Annotated in this window: 18 protein-coding genes and 1 pseudogene; 9 read left to right on the top strand and 10 right to left on the bottom strand. The window is 66.9% G+C overall.

Going from position 1 to position 18,433, the window contains the following annotated elements:
- Nucleotides 1-185 precede the first annotated feature (185 nt).
- Nucleotides 186-1,097 (bottom strand): phosphatidylinositol mannoside acyltransferase, encoded by a 912-nt coding sequence (locus GVY39_RS04195; protein WP_223521331.1) that lies wholly within the window; start codon nucleotides 1,095-1,097, stop codon nucleotides 186-188.
- 556 nt (nucleotides 1,098-1,653) lie between these two features.
- Here GVY39_RS04195 and GVY39_RS04200 point away from each other — a divergent pair.
- Nucleotides 1,654-2,157: a helix-turn-helix transcriptional regulator gene (locus tag GVY39_RS04200; protein WP_159920963.1), complete on the top strand. Its 504-nt coding sequence runs from the start codon at nucleotides 1,654-1,656 to the stop codon at nucleotides 2,155-2,157.
- Here GVY39_RS04200 and GVY39_RS04205 read toward each other — a convergent pair.
- The gene (locus GVY39_RS04205; protein WP_159920961.1) at nucleotides 2,125-2,727 is read right to left on the bottom strand and encodes a carboxymuconolactone decarboxylase family protein; all 603 of its coding nucleotides are present in this window, start codon (nucleotides 2,725-2,727) and stop codon (nucleotides 2,125-2,127) included. The two genes, GVY39_RS04200 and GVY39_RS04205, sit on opposite strands and share 33 nt — an antisense overlap.
- A 252-nt stretch (nucleotides 2,728-2,979) precedes the next feature.
- On the opposite strand from GVY39_RS04205, the gene GVY39_RS04210 reads away from it, so the two are divergent.
- From GVY39_RS04210 to GVY39_RS04230, 5 genes are all read left to right on the top strand, one after another.
- Entirely contained in the window at nucleotides 2,980-4,605 is a 1,626-nt protein-coding gene (locus GVY39_RS04210) for an acyl-CoA synthetase (RefSeq protein WP_159920959.1), read from the top strand.
- A gap of 176 nt (nucleotides 4,606-4,781) precedes the next feature.
- The gene (locus GVY39_RS04215) at nucleotides 4,782-6,440 is read left to right on the top strand and encodes an acyl-CoA synthetase (protein ID WP_159920957.1); all 1,659 of its coding nucleotides are present in this window, start codon (nucleotides 4,782-4,784) and stop codon (nucleotides 6,438-6,440) included.
- 142 nt (nucleotides 6,441-6,582) lie between these two features.
- Nucleotides 6,583-7,146: a hypothetical protein gene (locus GVY39_RS04220; RefSeq protein WP_236565292.1), complete on the top strand. Its 564-nt coding sequence runs from the start codon at nucleotides 6,583-6,585 to the stop codon at nucleotides 7,144-7,146.
- Between the two features lie 346 nt (nucleotides 7,147-7,492).
- Nucleotides 7,493-8,959 (top strand): PepSY domain-containing protein, encoded by a 1,467-nt coding sequence (locus GVY39_RS04225; protein WP_236565291.1) that lies wholly within the window; start codon nucleotides 7,493-7,495, stop codon nucleotides 8,957-8,959.
- A 97-nt stretch (nucleotides 8,960-9,056) separates the two neighbouring features.
- Nucleotides 9,057-9,869: a hypothetical protein gene (locus GVY39_RS04230; protein WP_236565290.1), complete on the top strand. Its 813-nt coding sequence runs from the start codon at nucleotides 9,057-9,059 to the stop codon at nucleotides 9,867-9,869.
- Nucleotides 9,870-10,064: 195 nt separating this feature from the next.
- Here GVY39_RS04230 and GVY39_RS04235 read toward each other — a convergent pair whose 3' ends face one another.
- The 5 genes from GVY39_RS04235 to GVY39_RS04255 all read right to left on the bottom strand — a co-directional run bounded on the left by GVY39_RS04235 (nucleotide 10,065) and on the right by GVY39_RS04255 (nucleotide 13,489).
- Nucleotides 10,065-11,216, bottom strand: a complete 1,152-nt coding sequence (locus tag GVY39_RS04235; RefSeq protein WP_159920951.1) for a hypothetical protein — start codon at nucleotides 11,214-11,216, stop codon at nucleotides 10,065-10,067.
- Between the two features lie 56 nt (nucleotides 11,217-11,272).
- Nucleotides 11,273-11,803 carry a hypothetical protein gene (locus tag GVY39_RS04240; protein WP_159920949.1) on the bottom strand — a complete coding sequence of 177 codons (531 nt, stop codon included), beginning with the start codon at nucleotides 11,801-11,803 and terminating at the stop codon, nucleotides 11,273-11,275.
- A gap of 576 nt (nucleotides 11,804-12,379) precedes the next feature.
- Complete coding sequence (locus tag GVY39_RS04245) at nucleotides 12,380-12,694, bottom strand: hypothetical protein (RefSeq protein ID WP_159920947.1); 315 nt, start codon at nucleotides 12,692-12,694, stop codon at nucleotides 12,380-12,382.
- Nucleotides 12,691-13,008 carry a hypothetical protein gene (locus tag GVY39_RS04250; protein ID WP_159920945.1) on the bottom strand — a complete coding sequence of 106 codons (318 nt, stop codon included), beginning with the start codon at nucleotides 13,006-13,008 and terminating at the stop codon, nucleotides 12,691-12,693. The genes GVY39_RS04245 and GVY39_RS04250 overlap by 4 nt, the downstream gene beginning before the upstream one ends.
- Nucleotides 13,001-13,489, bottom strand: coding sequence for a DNA-directed RNA polymerase subunit beta (locus tag GVY39_RS04255; protein WP_159920943.1), 489 nt, complete (start codon nucleotides 13,487-13,489; stop codon nucleotides 13,001-13,003). Before GVY39_RS04255 ends, GVY39_RS04250 begins: the two co-directional genes overlap by 8 nt.
- A gap of 301 nt (nucleotides 13,490-13,790) precedes the next feature.
- Between GVY39_RS04255 and GVY39_RS34230 the strand changes: the two are divergent.
- Both GVY39_RS34230 and GVY39_RS04260 read left to right on the top strand, forming a co-directional pair.
- Nucleotides 13,791-13,979 (top strand): annotated as a pseudogene (locus GVY39_RS34230) (helix-turn-helix domain-containing protein); the annotation flags it as partial.
- A gap of 27 nt (nucleotides 13,980-14,006) precedes the next feature.
- A complete protein-coding gene (locus tag GVY39_RS04260) occupies nucleotides 14,007-14,936 on the top strand; it encodes a hypothetical protein (RefSeq protein ID WP_236565309.1) in 930 nt (309 codons plus the stop codon).
- Nucleotides 14,937-15,304: 368 nt separating this feature from the next.
- Here the strand turns inward: GVY39_RS04260 and GVY39_RS04265 are convergent, their stop codons facing one another.
- The 3 genes from GVY39_RS04265 to GVY39_RS04275 all read right to left on the bottom strand — a co-directional run bounded on the left by GVY39_RS04265 (nucleotide 15,305) and on the right by GVY39_RS04275 (nucleotide 16,938).
- Nucleotides 15,305-15,979, bottom strand: a complete 675-nt coding sequence (locus GVY39_RS04265; protein WP_159920939.1) for a hypothetical protein — start codon at nucleotides 15,977-15,979, stop codon at nucleotides 15,305-15,307.
- A 151-nt stretch (nucleotides 15,980-16,130) separates the two neighbouring features.
- Nucleotides 16,131-16,469, bottom strand: a complete 339-nt coding sequence (locus GVY39_RS04270) for a hypothetical protein (RefSeq protein WP_159920937.1) — start codon at nucleotides 16,467-16,469, stop codon at nucleotides 16,131-16,133.
- The gene (locus GVY39_RS04275) at nucleotides 16,462-16,938 is read right to left on the bottom strand and encodes a DNA-directed RNA polymerase subunit beta (RefSeq protein ID WP_159920935.1); all 477 of its coding nucleotides are present in this window, start codon (nucleotides 16,936-16,938) and stop codon (nucleotides 16,462-16,464) included. The genes GVY39_RS04270 and GVY39_RS04275 overlap by 8 nt, the downstream gene beginning before the upstream one ends.
- 471 nt (nucleotides 16,939-17,409) lie before the next feature.
- On the opposite strand from GVY39_RS04275, the gene GVY39_RS04280 reads away from it, so the two are divergent.
- On the top strand, nucleotides 17,410-18,369 hold the full coding sequence (locus GVY39_RS04280) for a hypothetical protein (RefSeq protein WP_159920933.1): 960 nt from the start codon (nucleotides 17,410-17,412) through the stop codon (nucleotides 18,367-18,369).
- Nucleotides 18,370-18,433 lie beyond the last annotated feature (64 nt).

Genomic DNA, 18,433 nt, shown 5'->3' on the forward strand with positions numbered 1-18,433 from the left:
ATAGACGTTGCCAGCAACATTTTTCGACGCCAGCACAGGTATGGACCTGGGACCGGATGGCCCGTAGCCTTCGCACCCATGTGGAGCATCGTGCCTATCTCGATCGTCAGTTGTTTCGTGATCGCCGCCGGATTCGCGTGGGGGCTGCCCAAGGATTGAGGTGCCGTCGCGAACCCTCCGAGTGATCAGTCCTGCGGGGTCATGTCTCGGCGAGCGAGCCGGCGAGCGGTGAGATCGGCCGTCCACAGGGGCTGGAGCATATGCCAGTCGGCTGGGTGCGCGGCGATACCCGCGGCGAATCGGTCGGCCAGCGCCTGCGTGGTCGAGTGCACGCCACCGCTGGTGTCGATTGGGGAATCCACGTGGAATCCCCAGCCGTCAGGGGTGTACCAGCAATGCACGGGAAGCAGCGGCGCGCCGGTGTCGATGGCCAGCCGCGCCGGGCCGGCCGGCAGCCGAGCGGGTTCACCGAAGAAGGTGACCGGTACACCGGCGCCGGACAAGTCGCGTTCACCCAGCAGCCCGACTATCCTTCCCTGCCGGATTCGGGCGACCAATTGCGGGAACGGTGGCTCCGCGCCGCCGGTGAGCGGGATGATCTCGAATCCCAGGCCTTCGCGAAAGCGGACGAAGCGCTGGAACAACGATTCCGGGGCGAGTCGCTCCGCCACGACCGTCGGCGAGCCCACGCGCTGCACCAGCCACACTCCCGCGAGGTCCCAATTGCCGCTGTGCGGCAGGGCGAGCACCGCACCGGTGCCGCGTTCGACCGCCCGGTGGATGTGTTCCAGCCCGGTGGCCGAGGATTCGATGACGTCGGCGAGTCGCACCGGGTCCATCGACGGCAGCCGAAAGGCTTCGCGCCAGTAACGGGCGTAGGACCGCAGGCTGGCACGGATCAATGTGTGCGGGACCTCCGCCGGTGGAACACCGAGTACCCTGGACAGGTTGCGGCGCAACTGGTTCGGTCCACCATTCCGGGCCGCGCGGTCGGCTCCCGCTTCGAAGAGGCGGACAGCCAGTGGTTCCGGCAGAGCGCGCACCAGCCGCCAGCCGGCGGCGTAACCGAGATCCCATGCCCGGGCGGCCGGATGCACCGCTTGCCTACCGGCTTCGACCGGCGTCTTCGTCGGTCGCCACCGAAGGCGTTGCGGTGACGGCGTCGCTGAATACAGGCAGACGAACCGCCTCGGGGTGCGGCGCGCCGACATCGACCGGCTCACTGGGATGGCTGAACAAGTCAGGTGCGGGCTGGTTACTTCGATGCATTTCTCGGATTCTCCGCTCACTCGCGATCGATGACGCCCGATTGGATGGCTTGCCGTATGGACCCGGTCTAGCCGCCGCCGCAGATTCGGCGGCCGCCTCGAAAGTCCCACACTACCCTCGATCGGACCATACGGAACGGTCGTATCGGAGAAATGCCCCCTTGACAAGCACGCCGCTGCATCGACGAGTCAACGACATGATCACGCCATTCGGCGCTCACCCCGTGGACAGGCGCGCATCGAGCGGGCAGCCTGACGCCCTGTCGCTGGATCGACGAATCAGTGGACGTATGCACTCGAGCTGCACCAGAACCGGCTTCCGCCGTCCCGGGAGCCGGAGCTTTCGGTTTGTCGGAGGTCAGGTACTTCCGTAGCTTGTGGATTCGTGAGTCTGGAAGACCGAGTCGCCGAATTGGAATGGCGGCTCAGCGCACTGGAAGAAGCGGTATGGCCGGAGAACCTCCCGCCGGAGACCGATCATCATTGGGCGGTGACGCGCCTGCGGGAGGAGTTCGCGGCAGCCGACGAGCCCAACGGCGGTGTCGTCTTCGCGGGCACGGTCCGCCTGCCCAACGACCAGCAGCGTGAGTGGCAGGCCCGGTTCACCACCGGCGACCTCATCGAGGACGACTGGGCCGAGACCGCGGAATGCCTTGCCGCGCTGGGCAGTCCGGTGCGGCTGCGCCTGCTGCGCGAGATCATGGGCGGGCGCAGAACGGCCGCCGAGCTGGCCGGGGTGGAAGGGGTCGGCACCTCCGGCCAGATCTATCACCACCTGCGTCAACTGGCGGCGGTCGGCTGGCTGCACACCGCGGGCCGCGGGCGATTCGAGGTCCCCGCCGCCCGGGTGGTACCCCTACTGGTCGCCCTGGCCAGCGCCCGGCGCTGAGTCCGGCGCCGCTGCGGCCGCGACATACCCGGCGGTGGCGAGCAGTCCGCCGATCTGCTCGTAGGTCGCCCGCTCGCGGGGCGCGATCGTCGCCAGGCCGTCCACGTAGCGGTTGAACATGCAGAACGCCGCGGCGATGAGGACCGCGTCGTGGATGTCCTCGTCCTTCGCGCCCGCGGCACGTGCGTGCTCGATGTCCTCCCCGGTCACGTCGAGCCCCGACCGGCGCACCTTGTCCGCGATCCGGAGCAGCGCACGAAGTTTCGCACCGATCGCGGCGGAGTCCACGTCCTCGATCACCGCGTCGATCAGCTCGCGCCCGCCGTCCACCAGCGCCGCCGCGGTCGCGGCATGCGACTGCGTGCAGAAGTAGGTCTCGTTGCGCGAAGAGACGTACGCGGCAATGGTTTCGCGCTCGCCCGGGGTCAGCGGCGAGGGCCCGCGCAACAGCGTCTGGGCGAACTCGCTCAGCGCCGTGCCGGTCGACGGTTTGAAGGCGAACAGGCCCCGGATGCCGGGCAGATCGCCGGGGACGTCGATGAACGGCGCGCGGTCTTTCGGATCGGGCATATGACCGCATCTCCCTTCGAGCGGTTTCGAGACGTTGCGAGGGTAGCGCTACCGGCCGGTAGCCGCGTGTGAAAAAGGCGTAATCGGGTCACGGACCGGCCTCACCTGCGGCGACGCAACCCAACCGAGACTGGTTTGTCCGCTTTTGTTGTGACCTGCCACACTCCCCACTGCTACGGTGGCGGTCAACACGCCGTATTGGTTCGCTAGGTCGAGTACCGACGCGAGGGTTTTTGTGGAGGTTTGTTCGACATGAAGCTGGCCCACACGCTGGAATTTGTGAAGGCGCTAGGGGTGCTGCGGAGCGCGGGCGTCAGTGACCCCAAAAAACCGCTGGAAACGCTGCGGACGATGAAGGAGTCCAAGATCCTCGGCCCGCAGGCCACCCTGATCCGGCACTCCGCGCGGGTGGCGCCGGACGCGCCCGGTCTCGCCGACGAGGCGGGCACCCTGACCTATCGCGAGCTGGACGAGCAGTCGACCGCGATCGCGCGCGGCCTGCAGGCGGCGGGCATCAGCGAGGGCACGGTGATCGGCGTGCTGGCGCGTGACCACCGCGGGCTGATCCTTTCCATGGCCGCCGCGGGCAAGCTCGGCGTGCGCGTGGCGCTGATGAACACCGGGTTCGCCAAGCCGCAGTTCGCCGAGGTGTGCGCCCGCGAGAAGGTCAAGGCGGTGCTGCACGACAGCGAGTTCCTCGGCCTGCTCGACGCCCTTCCCGCTGATCTGCCCCGCTATCTGACCTGGGTCGACGAGGGCACCGCACTGCCCGCGGGCGCGCAGACGCTCGACGACCTCATCGCGGCCAACTCGACCGAACCGTTGCCGGCTCCCAGCAAACCGGGCGGCTTCATCATCCTGACCAGCGGCACCACCGGCTTGCCGAAGGGTGCGCCGCGCACCAAGGTCACCCCGCTGTCCACCGCCCAGTTCGTCGACCGCATTCCCTTCCCGCAGCGCGGCACCCAGGTGATCGTGTCGCCGATCTTCCACAGCACCGGTCTGGCCACCTGGCTGGTCGGCGCGGCTTTGGCCAACAAAGTGGTGGTGCGCCGCCGCTTCGACGCCGAGGCGACGCTGCAGATGATCGCCGACCACCAGGCCGACATGCTGGTGGCGGTGCCGACGATGCTGCACCGGATGGTGGAGCTCGATCCGGCGATCCGGGCGAAGTACGACCTCTCGTCGCTGAAGGTGATCATGCTGGCCGGCTCCGCGCTGTCGCCCGAGCTCACCATCAAGGCCACCGAGGCGTTCGGGCCGGTGCTCTACAACCTCTACGGCTCCACCGAGTGCGCCGTCGCGACCGTGGCGAACCCCGAGGACCTCGCCCTGGCGCCCGGCACCGTCGGACGTCCGCCGATCACCTGCGAGGTGCGGCTCTACGACGACAACGACCAGCAGGTCACCGCGATCAACACCACCGGCCGCATCTTCATCCGCAGCGGAGCTCCCTTCGAGGGTTACACCGACGGCCGCACCAAGCAGGTCATCGACGGCTTCATGTCCAGCGGCGACGTCGGCCACTTCGACGAGAACGGGCTGCTGATGGTGGACGGCCGCGACGACGACATGATCGTCTCCGGCGGCGAGAACGTTTTCCCGCAGGAGGTGGAGAACCTGCTGCTGGAGCGGCCCGACGTCTTCGACGTGGCCGTGGTCGGCGTGGACGACCCGGAGTTCGGAAAGCGGCTGCGCGCCTTCGTCGTCCCGGAACCGGGCCAGGCGCCGGACGGCGAGGAGATCAAGGCGTACGTCAAGAACAACCTGGCGCGCTACAAGGTGCCGCGCGAGGTGGTCTTCCTCGACGACCTGCCGCGCAACGCGACCGGCAAACTGCTGCGCCGCGTGTTGGTGGACTACGAGGTCCAGGCCTGATCCGCAGCGGGCCGGGCGACTACGCCCGGCCCGCTACCGGCCGGTAGCGACCGCTGAGATACATGACACATCCGGTTACACGAGCTTGCTACTGTTAGCGCCAGCACTGGGTACCGAAATTGCGGTTCGCACCACCCGGAGGACCACCGGGTGGCACCGCCGGAAGGTTGTCGTCGATGTCTCTTTCCCTCCCCGCGTTGGCCGGTAGCGCCCGTAAGGCGGGCGATCTGGCCCTTGGCGTGAACGTGATGGTCAAGCGGCGGCTGTTCAATCCGCTGCGCCCCGACCACGCCGCCCGGTCGGCGTTCAACGTTCTGAAGTTCGGTCCGTTCGCGGGCGTCGTCATGCACGCCGCGCAGACCAGGCCGCACGCCGCGGCCATCGTCGACGAGCGCGGCGAGCTGACCTTCGGCCAGCTCAACGAACAGTCCAACGCCCTCGCTCGCGGGTTGCAGAGCAAAGGCATCAATCCCGGTGACGTGGTGGCGATCCTGGCGCGCGACCACCGCGGCATGGTGCTGAGCCTGCTGGCCACCGGCAAGCTCGGCGTGCGCGGGGTGCTGATGAACACCGGGTTCGCCAAGCCGCAGTTCGCCGACGTCGCCGAGCGTGAGCAGGTCAAGGCGGTGCTGCACGACAGCGAGTTCTTCGACTTGATGAGCGCCATTCCCGCCGCGATTCCGCGCATCCTCACCTGGGTGGACGAGAAGGACGACGCCGATACCGCGATCCCGACCATCGACTCGATGATCGAAGGACAATCCGGCGCTCCGCTTCCCGCACCCGCGAAGCCGGGCGGCATAGTCATCCTGACCAGTGGCACCACCGGCACCCCCAAGGGCGCGCCGCGCGATCGCGTGAGTCCGTTCGCCTCGGCTCAATTCGTCGACCGGGTGCCGCTGCCCAACAACGGCACCATGATCATGGCGGCGCCGATCTTCCACGGCACCGGCCTGTCGCAGTTCACCCTCGGTCTCGCGCTCGGCAACCGGGTGGTCTTCCAGCAGCGCCGCTTCAACCCCGAGCAGACTCTGGCGAATATCGCGAAGTACCGGGCGGATTCGCTGGTCGTGGTCCCGACCATGCTGCAACGCATGCTGGACCTGGACGAGAACGTGCTCGCCGAGTACGACGTCAGCAGCATCAAGGTGATCTTCGCGGCGGGCTCGGCCATCGCACCGGACGTGGTGACCCGCGCACTGGACCACTTCAACGACAGCCTCTACAACCTCTACGGCTCCACCGAGTGCGCCGTCATGACGGTCGCGACGCCCGAGGATCTGCGGAAGGCGCCCACCACCGCCGGTAAGGCTCCGGTCGGCATCCGGATCGTGCTGCTGGACGAGAACCGCAAGCCGATCACCGAGCCGAACGTCACCGGAACGATCTTCGTGGACAACGGTTTCGCCTTCACCGGCTACACCGACGGCCGCACCAAAGAGGTCGTCGACGGCATGATGAACAGCGGCGACGTAGGCCACTTCGACGCCGACGGTCTGCTCTACATCGACGGACGCGACGACGACATGATCGTCTCCGGCGGCGAGAACGTCTTCCCCCTGGAGGTCGAGAACCTCATCGCGGGACGCGAGGACATCTTCGAGGCCGCCGTCGTCGGCGTGGACGATCGCGAGTTCGGCAAACGGCTGCGCGCCTTCGTCGTCCCCGGACCGGACAGCAAGCGCGACCCGCAGGAGATCAAGGACTACGTCAAGGCCAACCTCGCCCGCTACAAGGTCCCGCGCGAGGTGATCTTCCTCGACGAGCTGCCCCGCAACGCGACCGGCAAGCTGCTGCGCAAGCCGCTGATCGAGATGGAGGTGGACGCGGGCTGATCCGCGTCCACGGCTTCCGGGCGGCGTGGTTCTCGCCCGTCCGGAAGACCGAAGTAACTCCACCTCGAATGTGCACGTCGCCGCGAGTTTCGGCCGAGCCGACTCGGTCCGTCGGGTGCAATCTGTCGGCTATCATCAGCGGGTGAGTTGCGAGTTCGACCGGTCTGCCGCGGGACGTCGCGGCGCCGTCGCGCGGGTGCGCGGTGGTTCGGCCGGTGCGATCTCAGGAGCGATTTCCGTCGCGGCGCACGGCTGGGCCTCCGGCGGCATGCTGCCCGACACCACCGCATTGGCGCTGCTTGGCGCCGCGTCCGCCGTGATCGGCGCGCTGGTGGCGGGCGCGGCTCCGCTGCGCGACACCTCGGCCGGGCTGGTCGCGGCGCTGGTAGCCGGTCAGCTACTGGGGCACTTCACCATGGGCATCGGCTCGGGACACCTGCACCACGGTGACGCGCAGCTGACCCCGGCCATGATCACCGCGCATGTATTCGCGGCATGCGCCGCCGCCATCGTGATCCGCGGCGCGGAGGCCGCCTACCGGATCGGCACCGCGGTGTTGCACCGCGTTCTTCCGGTGCGCCACGTCCCGCCCGTCGTCGTGGTTCGAGCTCCACTGCGGACCACCCATCGCGATCGGGTGGTCCTGCGGCTGTTCACCACCGACGGGCTGCGTACTCGCGCCCCGCCGCTCACGGTCGTCGTCTGAACCTTTCCCACACCCGGGGCATGGAGCAACTGTGGCGTGAGTGTCGCTCACGGCCACGGTCCGCACCGTGCAGCACGGCGTAGCCTCGCACTCTCGTGCCCACGCCTGAGCGTGCCGACACGCGACGCCGTCGCCCGGTCGCAAGCCATTCTTCCGCGCACCGCGGCGAGATCGCGCTTTCCCGAGTGCGCCCGTTCGCCGTCGACCAGGCCAGTCGTCGCACATGGTTGAACGACGATCGGGCCACGAGGCATGCGCTCTTGCCGAAACGGCTTCGAGCCGACGTCAACCGGGAGAACCGCCTGCGACCGGCGTCCGGGTTCCCGCCGTCAGAAACGAAACGACCGTGAATACAACAGAAACAATCACTGCCGACGCCGACTTACCGGAGCCGTCGGACTCCCCCGGCCCACGCCGGTCCACCGCGCGCAACAGCCTGACCGCGCTGGCCGGACGGCTGCACTTCTACGCGGGGGTGTTCGTCGGGCCGTTCATTCTCATCGCGGCCGTCACCGGCGCGCTCTACGCGATATCGCCGACGATCGAATCGATCGTGTCGCGCGACCTGCTGACGGTCACGCAGACGGGAACGCCGAAACCGCTGTCGGAGCAGGTCGGCGCGGCCGTCGCCACCCGACGGAACCTGCCACTCGTCGCCGTAGCCCCGGCCGCGGACGCCGAAGGCACCACGCGCGTGCTGTTCGATGACCCGACGCTGGGCGAATCCGAGCGGCGGGCGGTATTCGTCAACCCGTATACCGCTCAGCCGGTGGGCGATGCCGTCGTATACGGCAGTTCGGGGGCGCTGCCGCTGCGCACCTGGATCGATCAGTTGCATAGGGATCTGCACCTGGGCGACACCGGCCGGCTCTACAGCGAGCTCGCCGCGTCCTGGCTGTGGATCGTCGGGTTGGCCGGTCTGGTCATCTGGGTACGCCGAGTGCGGGCCCGACGCGCCCGCAACGGCTGGGGCTGGCTGCTGGCGGCCGACCGTACGCAGCGCGCGAGGGGGCGCACCCTGAACTGGCACGGTGCGGTCGGCATATGGGTGCTGCCTTTGGCATTGCTGCTGTCCGCGACCGGTATGACCTGGTCGACCTACGCGGGCGAGAACATCACCGAACTGCGTGAGCAGCTCAGCTGGACCACGCCCGCGGTCAGCACCGCACTCCCCGGAGCCGCTGCGCAAGAGCATGATCCCGGCTCCGACCACCACGGCGGCGGCCACGCGGCGCACACGCCGTCCGACCCGACCGAACAGATCACCCGACTGGATCGGGTGTACGCGACCGCGCGCTCCGAAGGCATCACCCAGGCAGCCGAGATCGCCGTGCCCGCCACGCCGGACAAGGCATTCGCGGTGAAGGAACGACGGATGCCCGGCACCTACACCGTCGACTCGGTGGCCGTCGACGGTGCGAGCGGCGCGGTCACCGACCGTCTGGCCTATGCCGATTGGCCGCTGATGGCCAAGCTCACCAATTGGGGCATCCAGTTCCACATGGGCCTGATGTTCGGGCTGCTCAATCAGTTGCTGCTGCTCGCGGCGATGATCGGCCTGATCACGGTGATCGTGCGCGGCTACCTGATGTGGTGGCGCAGGCGCCCGACTCGCGACGCCGGACGATTCGCCATCGGCCGGGCTCCGCGGCGGGGCGCGTTGCGCACGACCCCGCTATGGGTGATCGCGCCACTGCTGGCCGCCGCGTTGGTGATCGGCTGGTTCGTCCCGCTGGTCGGGTTGAGCCTGCTTGCGTTCCTCGTGATCGACGTCCTGATCGGCGTCGCCGGACGGGTGCGCGCCACCTCGTAATTCCCATACCCCGGGGCTAAAGCCCGTCACTCAACGACCTATCGAACGTCACCGGTATGGCCGTCGTACAGCCATGCCTCGAAGACCAAGGATTTCCATGCAGATCACGAAACTCGCCCTGGCCGCCGCAGTCACCACCGCGGCGCTGAGCATCGCCGCGGGCACCAGTTCCGCCACCCCCGCAGCGCCCGCCGACGCCACCTCCGTCGAGACCGCTCCCGCCGACCCCGCAGCTGTCGACCCTGCGCCTGCCGAAACCTCGCCCGCCGAAACCTCGCCCGGCGACACGGAGTCGGTCGACACGGAGTCGGTCGGCTTCACCGCGTACGCCACCGAGACCTCGAGCATCATCACCACCGATTCCGGCTCGCTGGTGGTCGAGGACGGTGCGTTGAAGATCAAGGCCGCCGACGGCGCCGTCGTCGCGGGAGCGCCCTTGACCTTCCGCGTCGACGACTTCGAATTCCCCATCGCCGCCGAGATTTCCGAACGCACCGCGACGTTGACCCCACAGTTCGACTTGGCACACGCGACCTACAAGCCGGTAGCCCTGCCGTTCGAGGACAAAGCGCCGTGGAAGACCGAATACGACCGTGAACAGGCGGCCTGGACCCGGATGACCAGCACGATCGGCATGGGCGCCAGCATCGGCACCCTGGTCGGCGGCATCGGCGGCGCCTCGGTCGGTTGCATCCTGGGCGGCATCGCGGGAGCGACCATCGCCGCGGCCACCATCGTCGGCATGTTCGGCCCGTTCATCCCGGCCGCCGCCGTCGGCTGCCTCGGCGGCATCGTCGCGGTCGGCGCCCTCGGCACGGTCGCGGGCCAGATACTGGTGACGGCCCCCGTCGCCATCGGCGCGGCGATCATGTACTTCAGCACGATCAACGCACCGTTCAAAGGGCAATGAACTGCTGCGCAGACAGTCCTGAAGCTTACTGTAGACCAGGAACTTTGCAGATAGAGTGAGCTGGTCACGGCGGCTCCGGTTCAGGGGATTCCAACCTGCACCGGAGCCGCACTCGCACCGATAGGGAGTTGGCGAAGGACCGCCAGGCGCCGACGCACCCGACGGTCCAACTGTGGGCCGATCGAGCGCGGACGGTTACTGTTCACGAGCTACTCCGCGCGAGCGGTCGTGTCCTTGCCCAGTGCCGCCACGCTCAACGCTCGGCGCGTGACCGGGCAGCTGCCTCACCGCTGCTTGTGGGGGATGTGCCTGTCCCAACCAGAGCGGTTTTTCGACCTCCGACAGACGACCTTTCTCGTCCAGTTCTTTGAAAGCCGTGTTCCGCGCCTCGTCCAGCGCCTGGAACGCCGCCTCACGTTCCTTGTCGGCTGCCACTGCGCGCGCCTCGGCTGCTTCGCGCTCAACGCTGGCGGCTTCGGCTGCCTCTCGGGCCGCTTGCTCTCCGGTATCGGGGGTTTCGCGTTCCTGATACCGGCTGGGCACCGGGAACTCCTGCGCCACCCGTTCGGCGGCCTCCCGTTCGATCCGTGCCCGCTCGGTTTCCGGCGTCTGGCGTGCGTGCCTGGCTCGCTCGGCTTCTTCTCGGACCTGCCGGTCGCGTTCGACTTGCTGCGGCGCATCCGCCCGGCCACGCGCAGCGGCTTCCCGGAACTGCCGAATCTTCCGGAATTTCTCGGCTCGCTCTTGTGCCTTCTTCGCCAGCGCTGCGGCTTTCGTCTGCTGGTCGCGCTGCTGCGCCTTCTGCTGTAGGGCCTGCTCGCCGACACCGGGCAGTTCGAGCTGTTGAACCAGCTCCAGGTTTTTGCCCAGGTCGATGGCCTGTACGGCCATTTCTTGCGATACCTCAATGTGCTGGAATCGGCCTTTGAAGTCCTGCTCCATCTGCCGGAGCAAAGCACGGATTTCCTGCGGGATATGCTTACCCTGGACGGTTACCCACGCGCCGGTACGATATCTATCCGTTTCAAGTAGATGCCGGTCGATGGCGAGTTGCTTGCGTACCCCTTTCGTGTCATCGACGCGGCCGGACTTGTATTCGGTGAATGCACGTTCTCCACGCTCGGTGTACACCCGAGCCTGGTCGATACGGCGGTTTCCTTCCGAGGTGCACTCTCTGTGCTCGCGAACCCACCCGTTTTCGCGGGTCTCGCCGCGCATCTGCGCCATACCCCGGTGAAACCGCTCCCCTTTCTGCGGGTTGTCCCGGCCGCGCTGTTTGCTTTGCGCCTCCTGTCGGCGGAATCTCTCGCGGTCTTCCTCCCGGCGCCTGGCATCATCGACGGACATCGGTCAGCCCCCCCGGTGGAGCAAAAGTTAGATGGAAGATATTGGGCTGCAAACCATCACGGGCGGGAATGGGTCTTCCAGTCAGTCCAGTCCAGGCCCATGCTGTGAGCTTCCATCGTCACATCCGAGCAGCCTTCCTCGATCGCCCACTGCACGAGATAAAGCACGCTGAAAACGTCATCGGTGTAGTCGAAACGCAGACTCGGACCGATTGCCTCGTATATCGGGGCACTGGAAGCAGGTGCGTCGAACCATTGCGCCCCGGCCTGCCGCACGAAATAATCACCCAGGAAACGGGCATACTGGTCGACGGTGTCGAAATTCTCGGGTGACAGAATCGCGAGCTTGTCCAGAAAAACGGTGTCGGCCGCTTCCTCGATACGGGACAGTAACGGACGCTCCCACCAAGGGCACGGTGATCGTTCCGGGTGCACATCTGGAAGCGTCTCTGTGAGGAATTTCCGGATTTGCGATTTCATGCGCTCCGGCGCTATCCACGCGGTCCATGCCTGCCGCTGCTGCACCAGCTTCTCGTCTACATGGATCTCTACGCCGAGATCCATGGTCATCTGCTCGTCATTCTCCACGGCTACCTCCTTCTTGGGCATGTCTCCCGAACAGGTCAGTGTCGCGTCCGCACGGGCCTGCGGGCAAGCGACGGGCTGAGAGGCGGGTGTCGCATCACCGCTCGACATACAGGCGTTCACACGGCAACCGGGGCAACCGATCGGTTCTGCCGCTGGCGACAGATACGGCGTCGGTGCAACGGTGGATACCTTCGCCTTGCACGAAGACCAGAGCCGTAGTAGGCACGCCGCGCAATGCAAGTGGTAGCCACGCATCCGCACGATCAGATGCACGTCGGGTTCGTCCGGCAGGGGTGAACTCATCGCATGCGGGTGGTGTCGTTGATTTCTGCGGGGCAGTGATGCGGTTCGGTTGTGTCGGGTTGCATGTGAGAACCTTTCGCTGAACAGTTCGACCGGCCCTGAATAAGACTGTTGTGCAATAAGTTTCAAGAGCGGGGTGGCTGGCGGCGGGATCGGTTTGCGGTACACCGATGCGGAGTCCCGTCCGCACAGCCTCCCCCTCATGTGCCTACGTACCCTGCGGCGCAAAGGGGGACCAGGGGACGGCTATTCGTGTGGGGCGGTCCGGGCGGTTCAGGTGCGGTCGAGGTGCTGGCCGATGATCGCGGGAATCAACAGGTCCAGAAGGGTGATGTCATCGGCGGCCGAGATGTTGTCGATGATCGGATCGAGTACCGGGGCGGCATACAGCCGTCCGGTGTGCGGCCCGGCGGCGGTGCGGGCACTGCTGATCAGTTCGAAGACCACCTTCGCCATCACACGAACACGGGTGGTGTCGCTCATCCCGGCGCGCACGGCATCCGCAGTGGCGGTCACAAGCGTGCCGATCACGTCGGTGAGGACGTCGAGTTCGGCTGCGGAGCGCTCGGCGTCCTGGTCACCGATCATCGACCCGCCTGCGGTGGTGGGGCAGGCTGGGCAGCGAGGTCGAGATCGCGGACGTGGTCGAACACGACGCGGGTACCGATCCACGGGCATTTCCGGCCTCCGGGGGCGATGTCCATCGGGAATTCGTGGTGGGCCATGCGGCCGTGGACGATCTTCACCATCTGCCCGAAGCAATGAATGGAAGGGCACTTCACCGACAACACCTCGCCGGTCTCCTGGTGAAAGGTGAACAAGCCGCATTGTTCGACGGTGATCCACGGCCCACAAGCCGGATCACACCCGTACGGCACCACAGGGTTGGCGTGTTCAGGCATAGACCATCACCCGCCGTCGCTGCCGGGTGTGCTGGGCGGCACACCCCCGGATCGCCTCGACCACAACCCGTCCTGGCGGCCGATAGGAATCCCGGGGAGGCTGCACCCACGCTCGGAATAAGCCGGGGCGCTGTCCGGGACTGGGTAACGCGATCTCTCCGGCACGGAGGATAGAGACACCCAGCCGCGACATCTCCGCGAACAATCGAATGTCCTCCGGCAGGTCCGGCCCGGTGAGGAACGTCCAGCGCTGCGAACGCGGATGCGTCAGCACCGGTCCGGACGGCTGGCCCGTGCGGTGCATCCACGCTTTGACTTCCGAGCCGATGAACGCGGGCATCATCAACCCACAGACCCGCCCCGCGCGTAGCGTGATCCGGCCTAGATGCGGTGGGTGGACTTCGGCGGGCAGGTCACACACGTGCCGGTAGAAGTGGCACAACGACAATGGTGTGTGCCCAGCATGTTTCGATGAATCCACAATCGGCTCCCCTGCTCGATGCACTGGTGTGCACCCGACGCCGAGGCCCAACCGCCAGCCGCCCATCCTCGGGCGACCAGCAGGGCCGGGATGAGGAACCGGCGGCACCCGGCGTCGGGGCTGAATCGAGCGTCACGCACGGAGATCGGATTGTGCAGTGGCACAGAGGGGTGGCATCGCGCGCTGGATCACCCGATGCCTGCACTACGAGGGCTGCCAGCAGTGGCATTGGTAGTGGCACTTGGGGTTGTGGCTGCGGTTGATCCTTCCGCGGGCTGCTGAAACGGGAGATGATCGGCCTATGGGTGTGGGCGAGTTGATCCGTGAACTGCGGAAGGCGCGGGGATGGTCGCAAGGCAGGTTGGCGGACGAACTGGCTGCCCACTCGGGGGCGAGTATCTCTCGGGAGTACATCTCGAGGCGTTGGGAGAACGGAGACACGGTGCCCAGCCGGTTCTGGCTACGCCATCTATCGGCCGTGCTGGACGTGCCTCTGGCTGTTTTCGAGGACGATGGCATGAACAGACGGAAATTCCTGGCTCAGGTGGCCGCGACCAGCATCGCGCCGGTAGTGGCATCCGACCTTCTGGCGGCCGGGTTCTCGGCGCGGCTGGACCTTGCGGGGCCGAGTGTCGAGGCATGGCAGGCGAAGCTCAGCGCCTACGGCACGGACTACATGTCCCTCGGTGCAGCGGATATCCAACGGCGCCTGGCCATCGACTTGGCGATCCTGCAACAGCAGTTGGACAGCCCGCAGATGTGGGCAGCAGCGGCCCGGCTGATGACCCTGTACGCGAAGACCTTTCCGGGGTCGGACGGCGCGAAGGCGGTCAATTGGTATCGCATGGCGGCTGAGGCTGCGGATCGTTCCGAGGACGAGCAGACCCGAGTATGGGTGCGCGGGCGGGCAGCCATTGCCCTCGGTTACGAAGGTGCGGCGCTGCCGGTCGCGGACCTCTTCGCCGACCAAGCACTGTCGCTGTCGGACAAGCCGAGCTTGGGGCGTCTCAACGCGATCATGGGCAAGGCGCATGCGGCAGTGCTGCGCGGTGACCACAGGACGGGACGCGCTCTCGTGGAAGAGGGACGCCGGGTGTTCGACAAGGCCGGGTCTTATGAGCAGACGTCTGACTACGCCGTCCCGTGGTGGCGCATGAACGTGTTCCTCTCCTTGCTGGCGGCACGGCTCGGAGATGAGAAATCGGCCGTGGCGTCGCAAGAGCAAGCGCGAAGGGAACTTCCGGCTGAACTGCCGCGCTTCGCGGCGCATCTGGAGATGCACCGGGGTCTGATGCTGGTGAGAGCCGGTGATCGAGCCCAGGGAATCCAAGCGGCGCGTAGTGCGATGGATACGCTTCCGCCCGAGAAGCACTCATTGACGTTGCGGATGCTGCTGGACGAGATAACCGGAGTAGAGGGCACAGCGCCCGGTGTCACGCGTGGGTAGTCTCTGCACCACTGACCGCCCCGATACAGCCGCGACGGGTCACCGACACCCACCGCTTGCCGTCCCGCGCAGGCCGCGCCAAGCCAGCAGCCAACTCTTGTGTCCGGCCCGCTGCCTGACCGTGTGTCGCGTGGCCCCGCTATCGGTATCAGTGGTGACACGCGAATCAGCCCGACCGAACCGCTCGCACTGCTCTCAGGCCCCACCGGACCCGCTGTGGCACCGACAGACCTTGTTGCCCCTGCACGGCGAGCCCTCCGAGCCCCGGAAAGAGAGCCCACCCCCGCGCCGGGAACTGCCCTCGCCCACTTTCGTGTTCCTCGCACACGTCACGGCGTGTGCGAGGCACGCGATCTCGCGAAGAACGCTTATTTCGGCAGGGCGGTGATGCATTCGTACATATGGCCGTCGAAGGAGGACATGGGCGCAACGCTCCACAGCATTCCGGTTGCTTCCAAGCTCGGTGTGTAGATTTCGCTGCCGGTGCTGTTGAAGTAGCCGAACGAGCTTCCGCTGAACTTCTTGTCCGACGTGTTCAGGTATTCCGACATCGTGTCCACGAACGCGGCGAAGCGCGCCGCGTCGGTGGATTCCTGCTCCGCTACCGCGGCGGCGTTCTGCGACCAGTCGTCGTATTGCTCCATCAGCGAGCCGGCAGGCGCCGGTGTGCCGGAGGGGAACGCGATGGCCTCGTAGATGCGAGACCGGTCTGTGAAGCCCGACAGCGTCCAATAGATCGAAGACGCGTCGCCACGATCGATACTGTCGACATCCGTCATGTGGCAGACGCCGTAGGCGTGGACGTCCAGTCGCAGGCCGAGGTTGCTCAACCAGCTCGGTAGCGCCTCCTCGAACCGGCTCAGACAGTCCTCGTCGTCGTTGCCGTTCTCTTCCGCCTGGGTGGCGGCCATCAAGCAGGCGAGCTGGTACGCGCCGTACGCATCACCCCGGCCTCCGTTGGTGGCCGGTAGGCGACTTCTCAGCGCCTCGGGGTTCTGCATTTCCTTTCGGGTGGGCATCTCGAAGATCTCGACCTTCTTCATTTCGGACCCTCCTCTGCTCGCTGTTCTCGGGCATTGGCCACAACGAAAGCGTCATAGCCGCAGCAGCAAGAATGGCGGTGCGCGTTCTCGGATGTCCTCGCACGTTTCGGGTGGTCCTCGCGGTGTGCGAAGGGTTGTCCGGGCGACGACGTCAGGAGGCCGAGGTGGTGTGGCGGGTGACGAGGAACGGGATCAGCAGATCGAGGGGGGACAATTCGTTGACGGTGGGCTGGTTCTCGACGAAAGAATCGAGGATGGGGGCGGCGTAGAGACGACCGGTCTCGGGCCCGGCCGCGGTCCGGGCGCTGGCGATCAGCTCGTAGAGCACGACCGCTATCACGTGGGCCCGTCGGCAACGAGGGCGCCGACCGTGGCGGATGGCGTCGGTGAGTGCCGCGCCGACGGCGGCGATGGTGTCGGTGAGGACGGCTATCTCGGCTTCGGCGCGTTCGTCGTAAGGACCGTGGGACGTGGCAGGCGCATCAGGCATGGGTCCGCACCAGCCGCAGCCCGCCCACAAGGTCCCGGATGGCCGCGACGACGGTCCACCCGGAAGGCCTGAACGAATCGCGAGGCGGGGACAACCATTCCCGGAACCGGCCGGGCCGCTGCCCCGGACCGGGCAGCGCCACGACGCCTCCGGCCCCCACGATGGACACGTTCACCCGGAACATCTCGGCGAACAGCCCCATCTCCTGGGACAGATCCGGACGGATCAGGAAGGTCCACCGGCGCGACCGTGGATGGGTCAGGATCGGCCCCGCCCGGTGACCGTGGCTGTGCATCCACGCGTGCACGTCCCGGCCCGATGACGCGGGCATCGTCAGCGCCCACACGGCCCCGGTCCGCATCACGATCCGCCCCGGATGCGGCGGATACACCTCTGCGGGCAGATCGCACACCTGCCGGTAATAGGCGCAGCGGGATGACGGCGTGTCCCCGTACGGGTTGTTCTGCACTGATGGTCCCCTCGCGGTCGTCGGTCGACCCGGAACCGGACCGGGAACATCAGGCGGCTCAATGCGTGTGCACGCTTCCGACGTCCCGTCACACAGCGGTTCGTTTGCCCGACAGCGTTTCTCGGTTTCGGGTACAGATACCAGCGTGCCGGTGCACTATGCCTGGTGGAAGGCAATGCACACGCAGGCTCGAGCAATCGGCAGCAATGACCGTCCAGCGGGCAAGGGGGCGCCGTGGCAGAGGTGACGATGTGGACCGGCGCGGATGTGAAGACGCTCCGGGACGCGTGCAGATTGACCCAGAGCGACCTCGCGGAGCTGCTGCGTTGTGGTCAGCGCACGGTGAGCTTCTGGGAGAGCCGACCGAACCGTCAGGTCGGTATCGGCCACCAAGCGCGGCTGGACAGGGTTCTCGAAGATGCGGACCATGGGGCACAAAAGCGTTTCCGGGCGTTGATTGGAGACCTAGACGTGAACCGGCGAGACTTCATCGCCGCCACCGGTGCGGTCATCGGCGCGGCGTCAATGAGCGGCAGCGGAGGTTCCCCAACCGTCACCCCGGACGCGATCGGTCATCTGCGCAACAGCGTGCACACCGCGCAACTACTGGACGATCAGCTGGGCTCCGACGCGGCTCGGCCGATCATCGAAGCGCAAGCGCAGACGTGCGCGTCGCTGCTGCGCGACTGCCCGGCGAATCTGCGCCCGGCCCTGCAATCGTTGACCGGAGAGGCCACGGCCAGCAGCGCTTGGTCCGCGTGGGATCAGGGCGACCTGAGCAAGGCCGACAGGCTGTTTCGGCTCGCCTACCAGCATGCGGACGAATCCGGTGACACCGACATCGCGACCGGCGTCCTCTGCCACCGCACGCAGTTGGCGGTTCAGATGCGCCGATACCGGACCGCCGCCGCCATCGCGGACGGCATGCTGCGCCCGCACGTCCAGGACAGGCGCGTCGAGGACTTCCGGAAGCTGTGCGCGGCACAGGCGTTCGCGTCCGACGGACGAAAGTCCGACGCGTGGCGCCTGCTGATCGCAGTCAGCGACGAGTTCGTCGAGCAGACGACACCGGACGAGTCGTACTGCTACTACCAGAGTGCGTGGACGACCGGCGCCATGACCGCCCGCTGCCTGGAAACCGGTGGCGAGCTGGGTGTGGCGGCCGACACGATCGAAGGGGTGCTCGGGCTCATTCCCGCCCATGCCACCCGTGACCGGGCGTTGTGGAATCTCAGCCTCGCGCAGCTGACAGGTTCGCGTGATCTCGACCGCGCGTGTGAAGCCGCCGAGCGGGCCCTGCGCCTGGCCGCGCAGAACACCTCGCCGCGGCTGCGACAGGCGTACGCGCAGACCCGTGCGACGTTCGAACCGTGGGCTTCGGCGCGACCGGTCCGTGAGCTGGACACCTACGCGGCGACCGTCTTGGTGTAGCCCTCGCGGCGCTGGGCCTGTTTGTGCTCCCGATGCCCGGGTAAGCGATCAAATGTCCCGAGTC

The organism is Nocardia sp. CY15 (assembly GCF_009829295.1).
GTDB classification, from domain to species: Bacteria; Actinomycetota; Actinomycetes; order Mycobacteriales; family Mycobacteriaceae; genus Nocardia; species Nocardia sputi.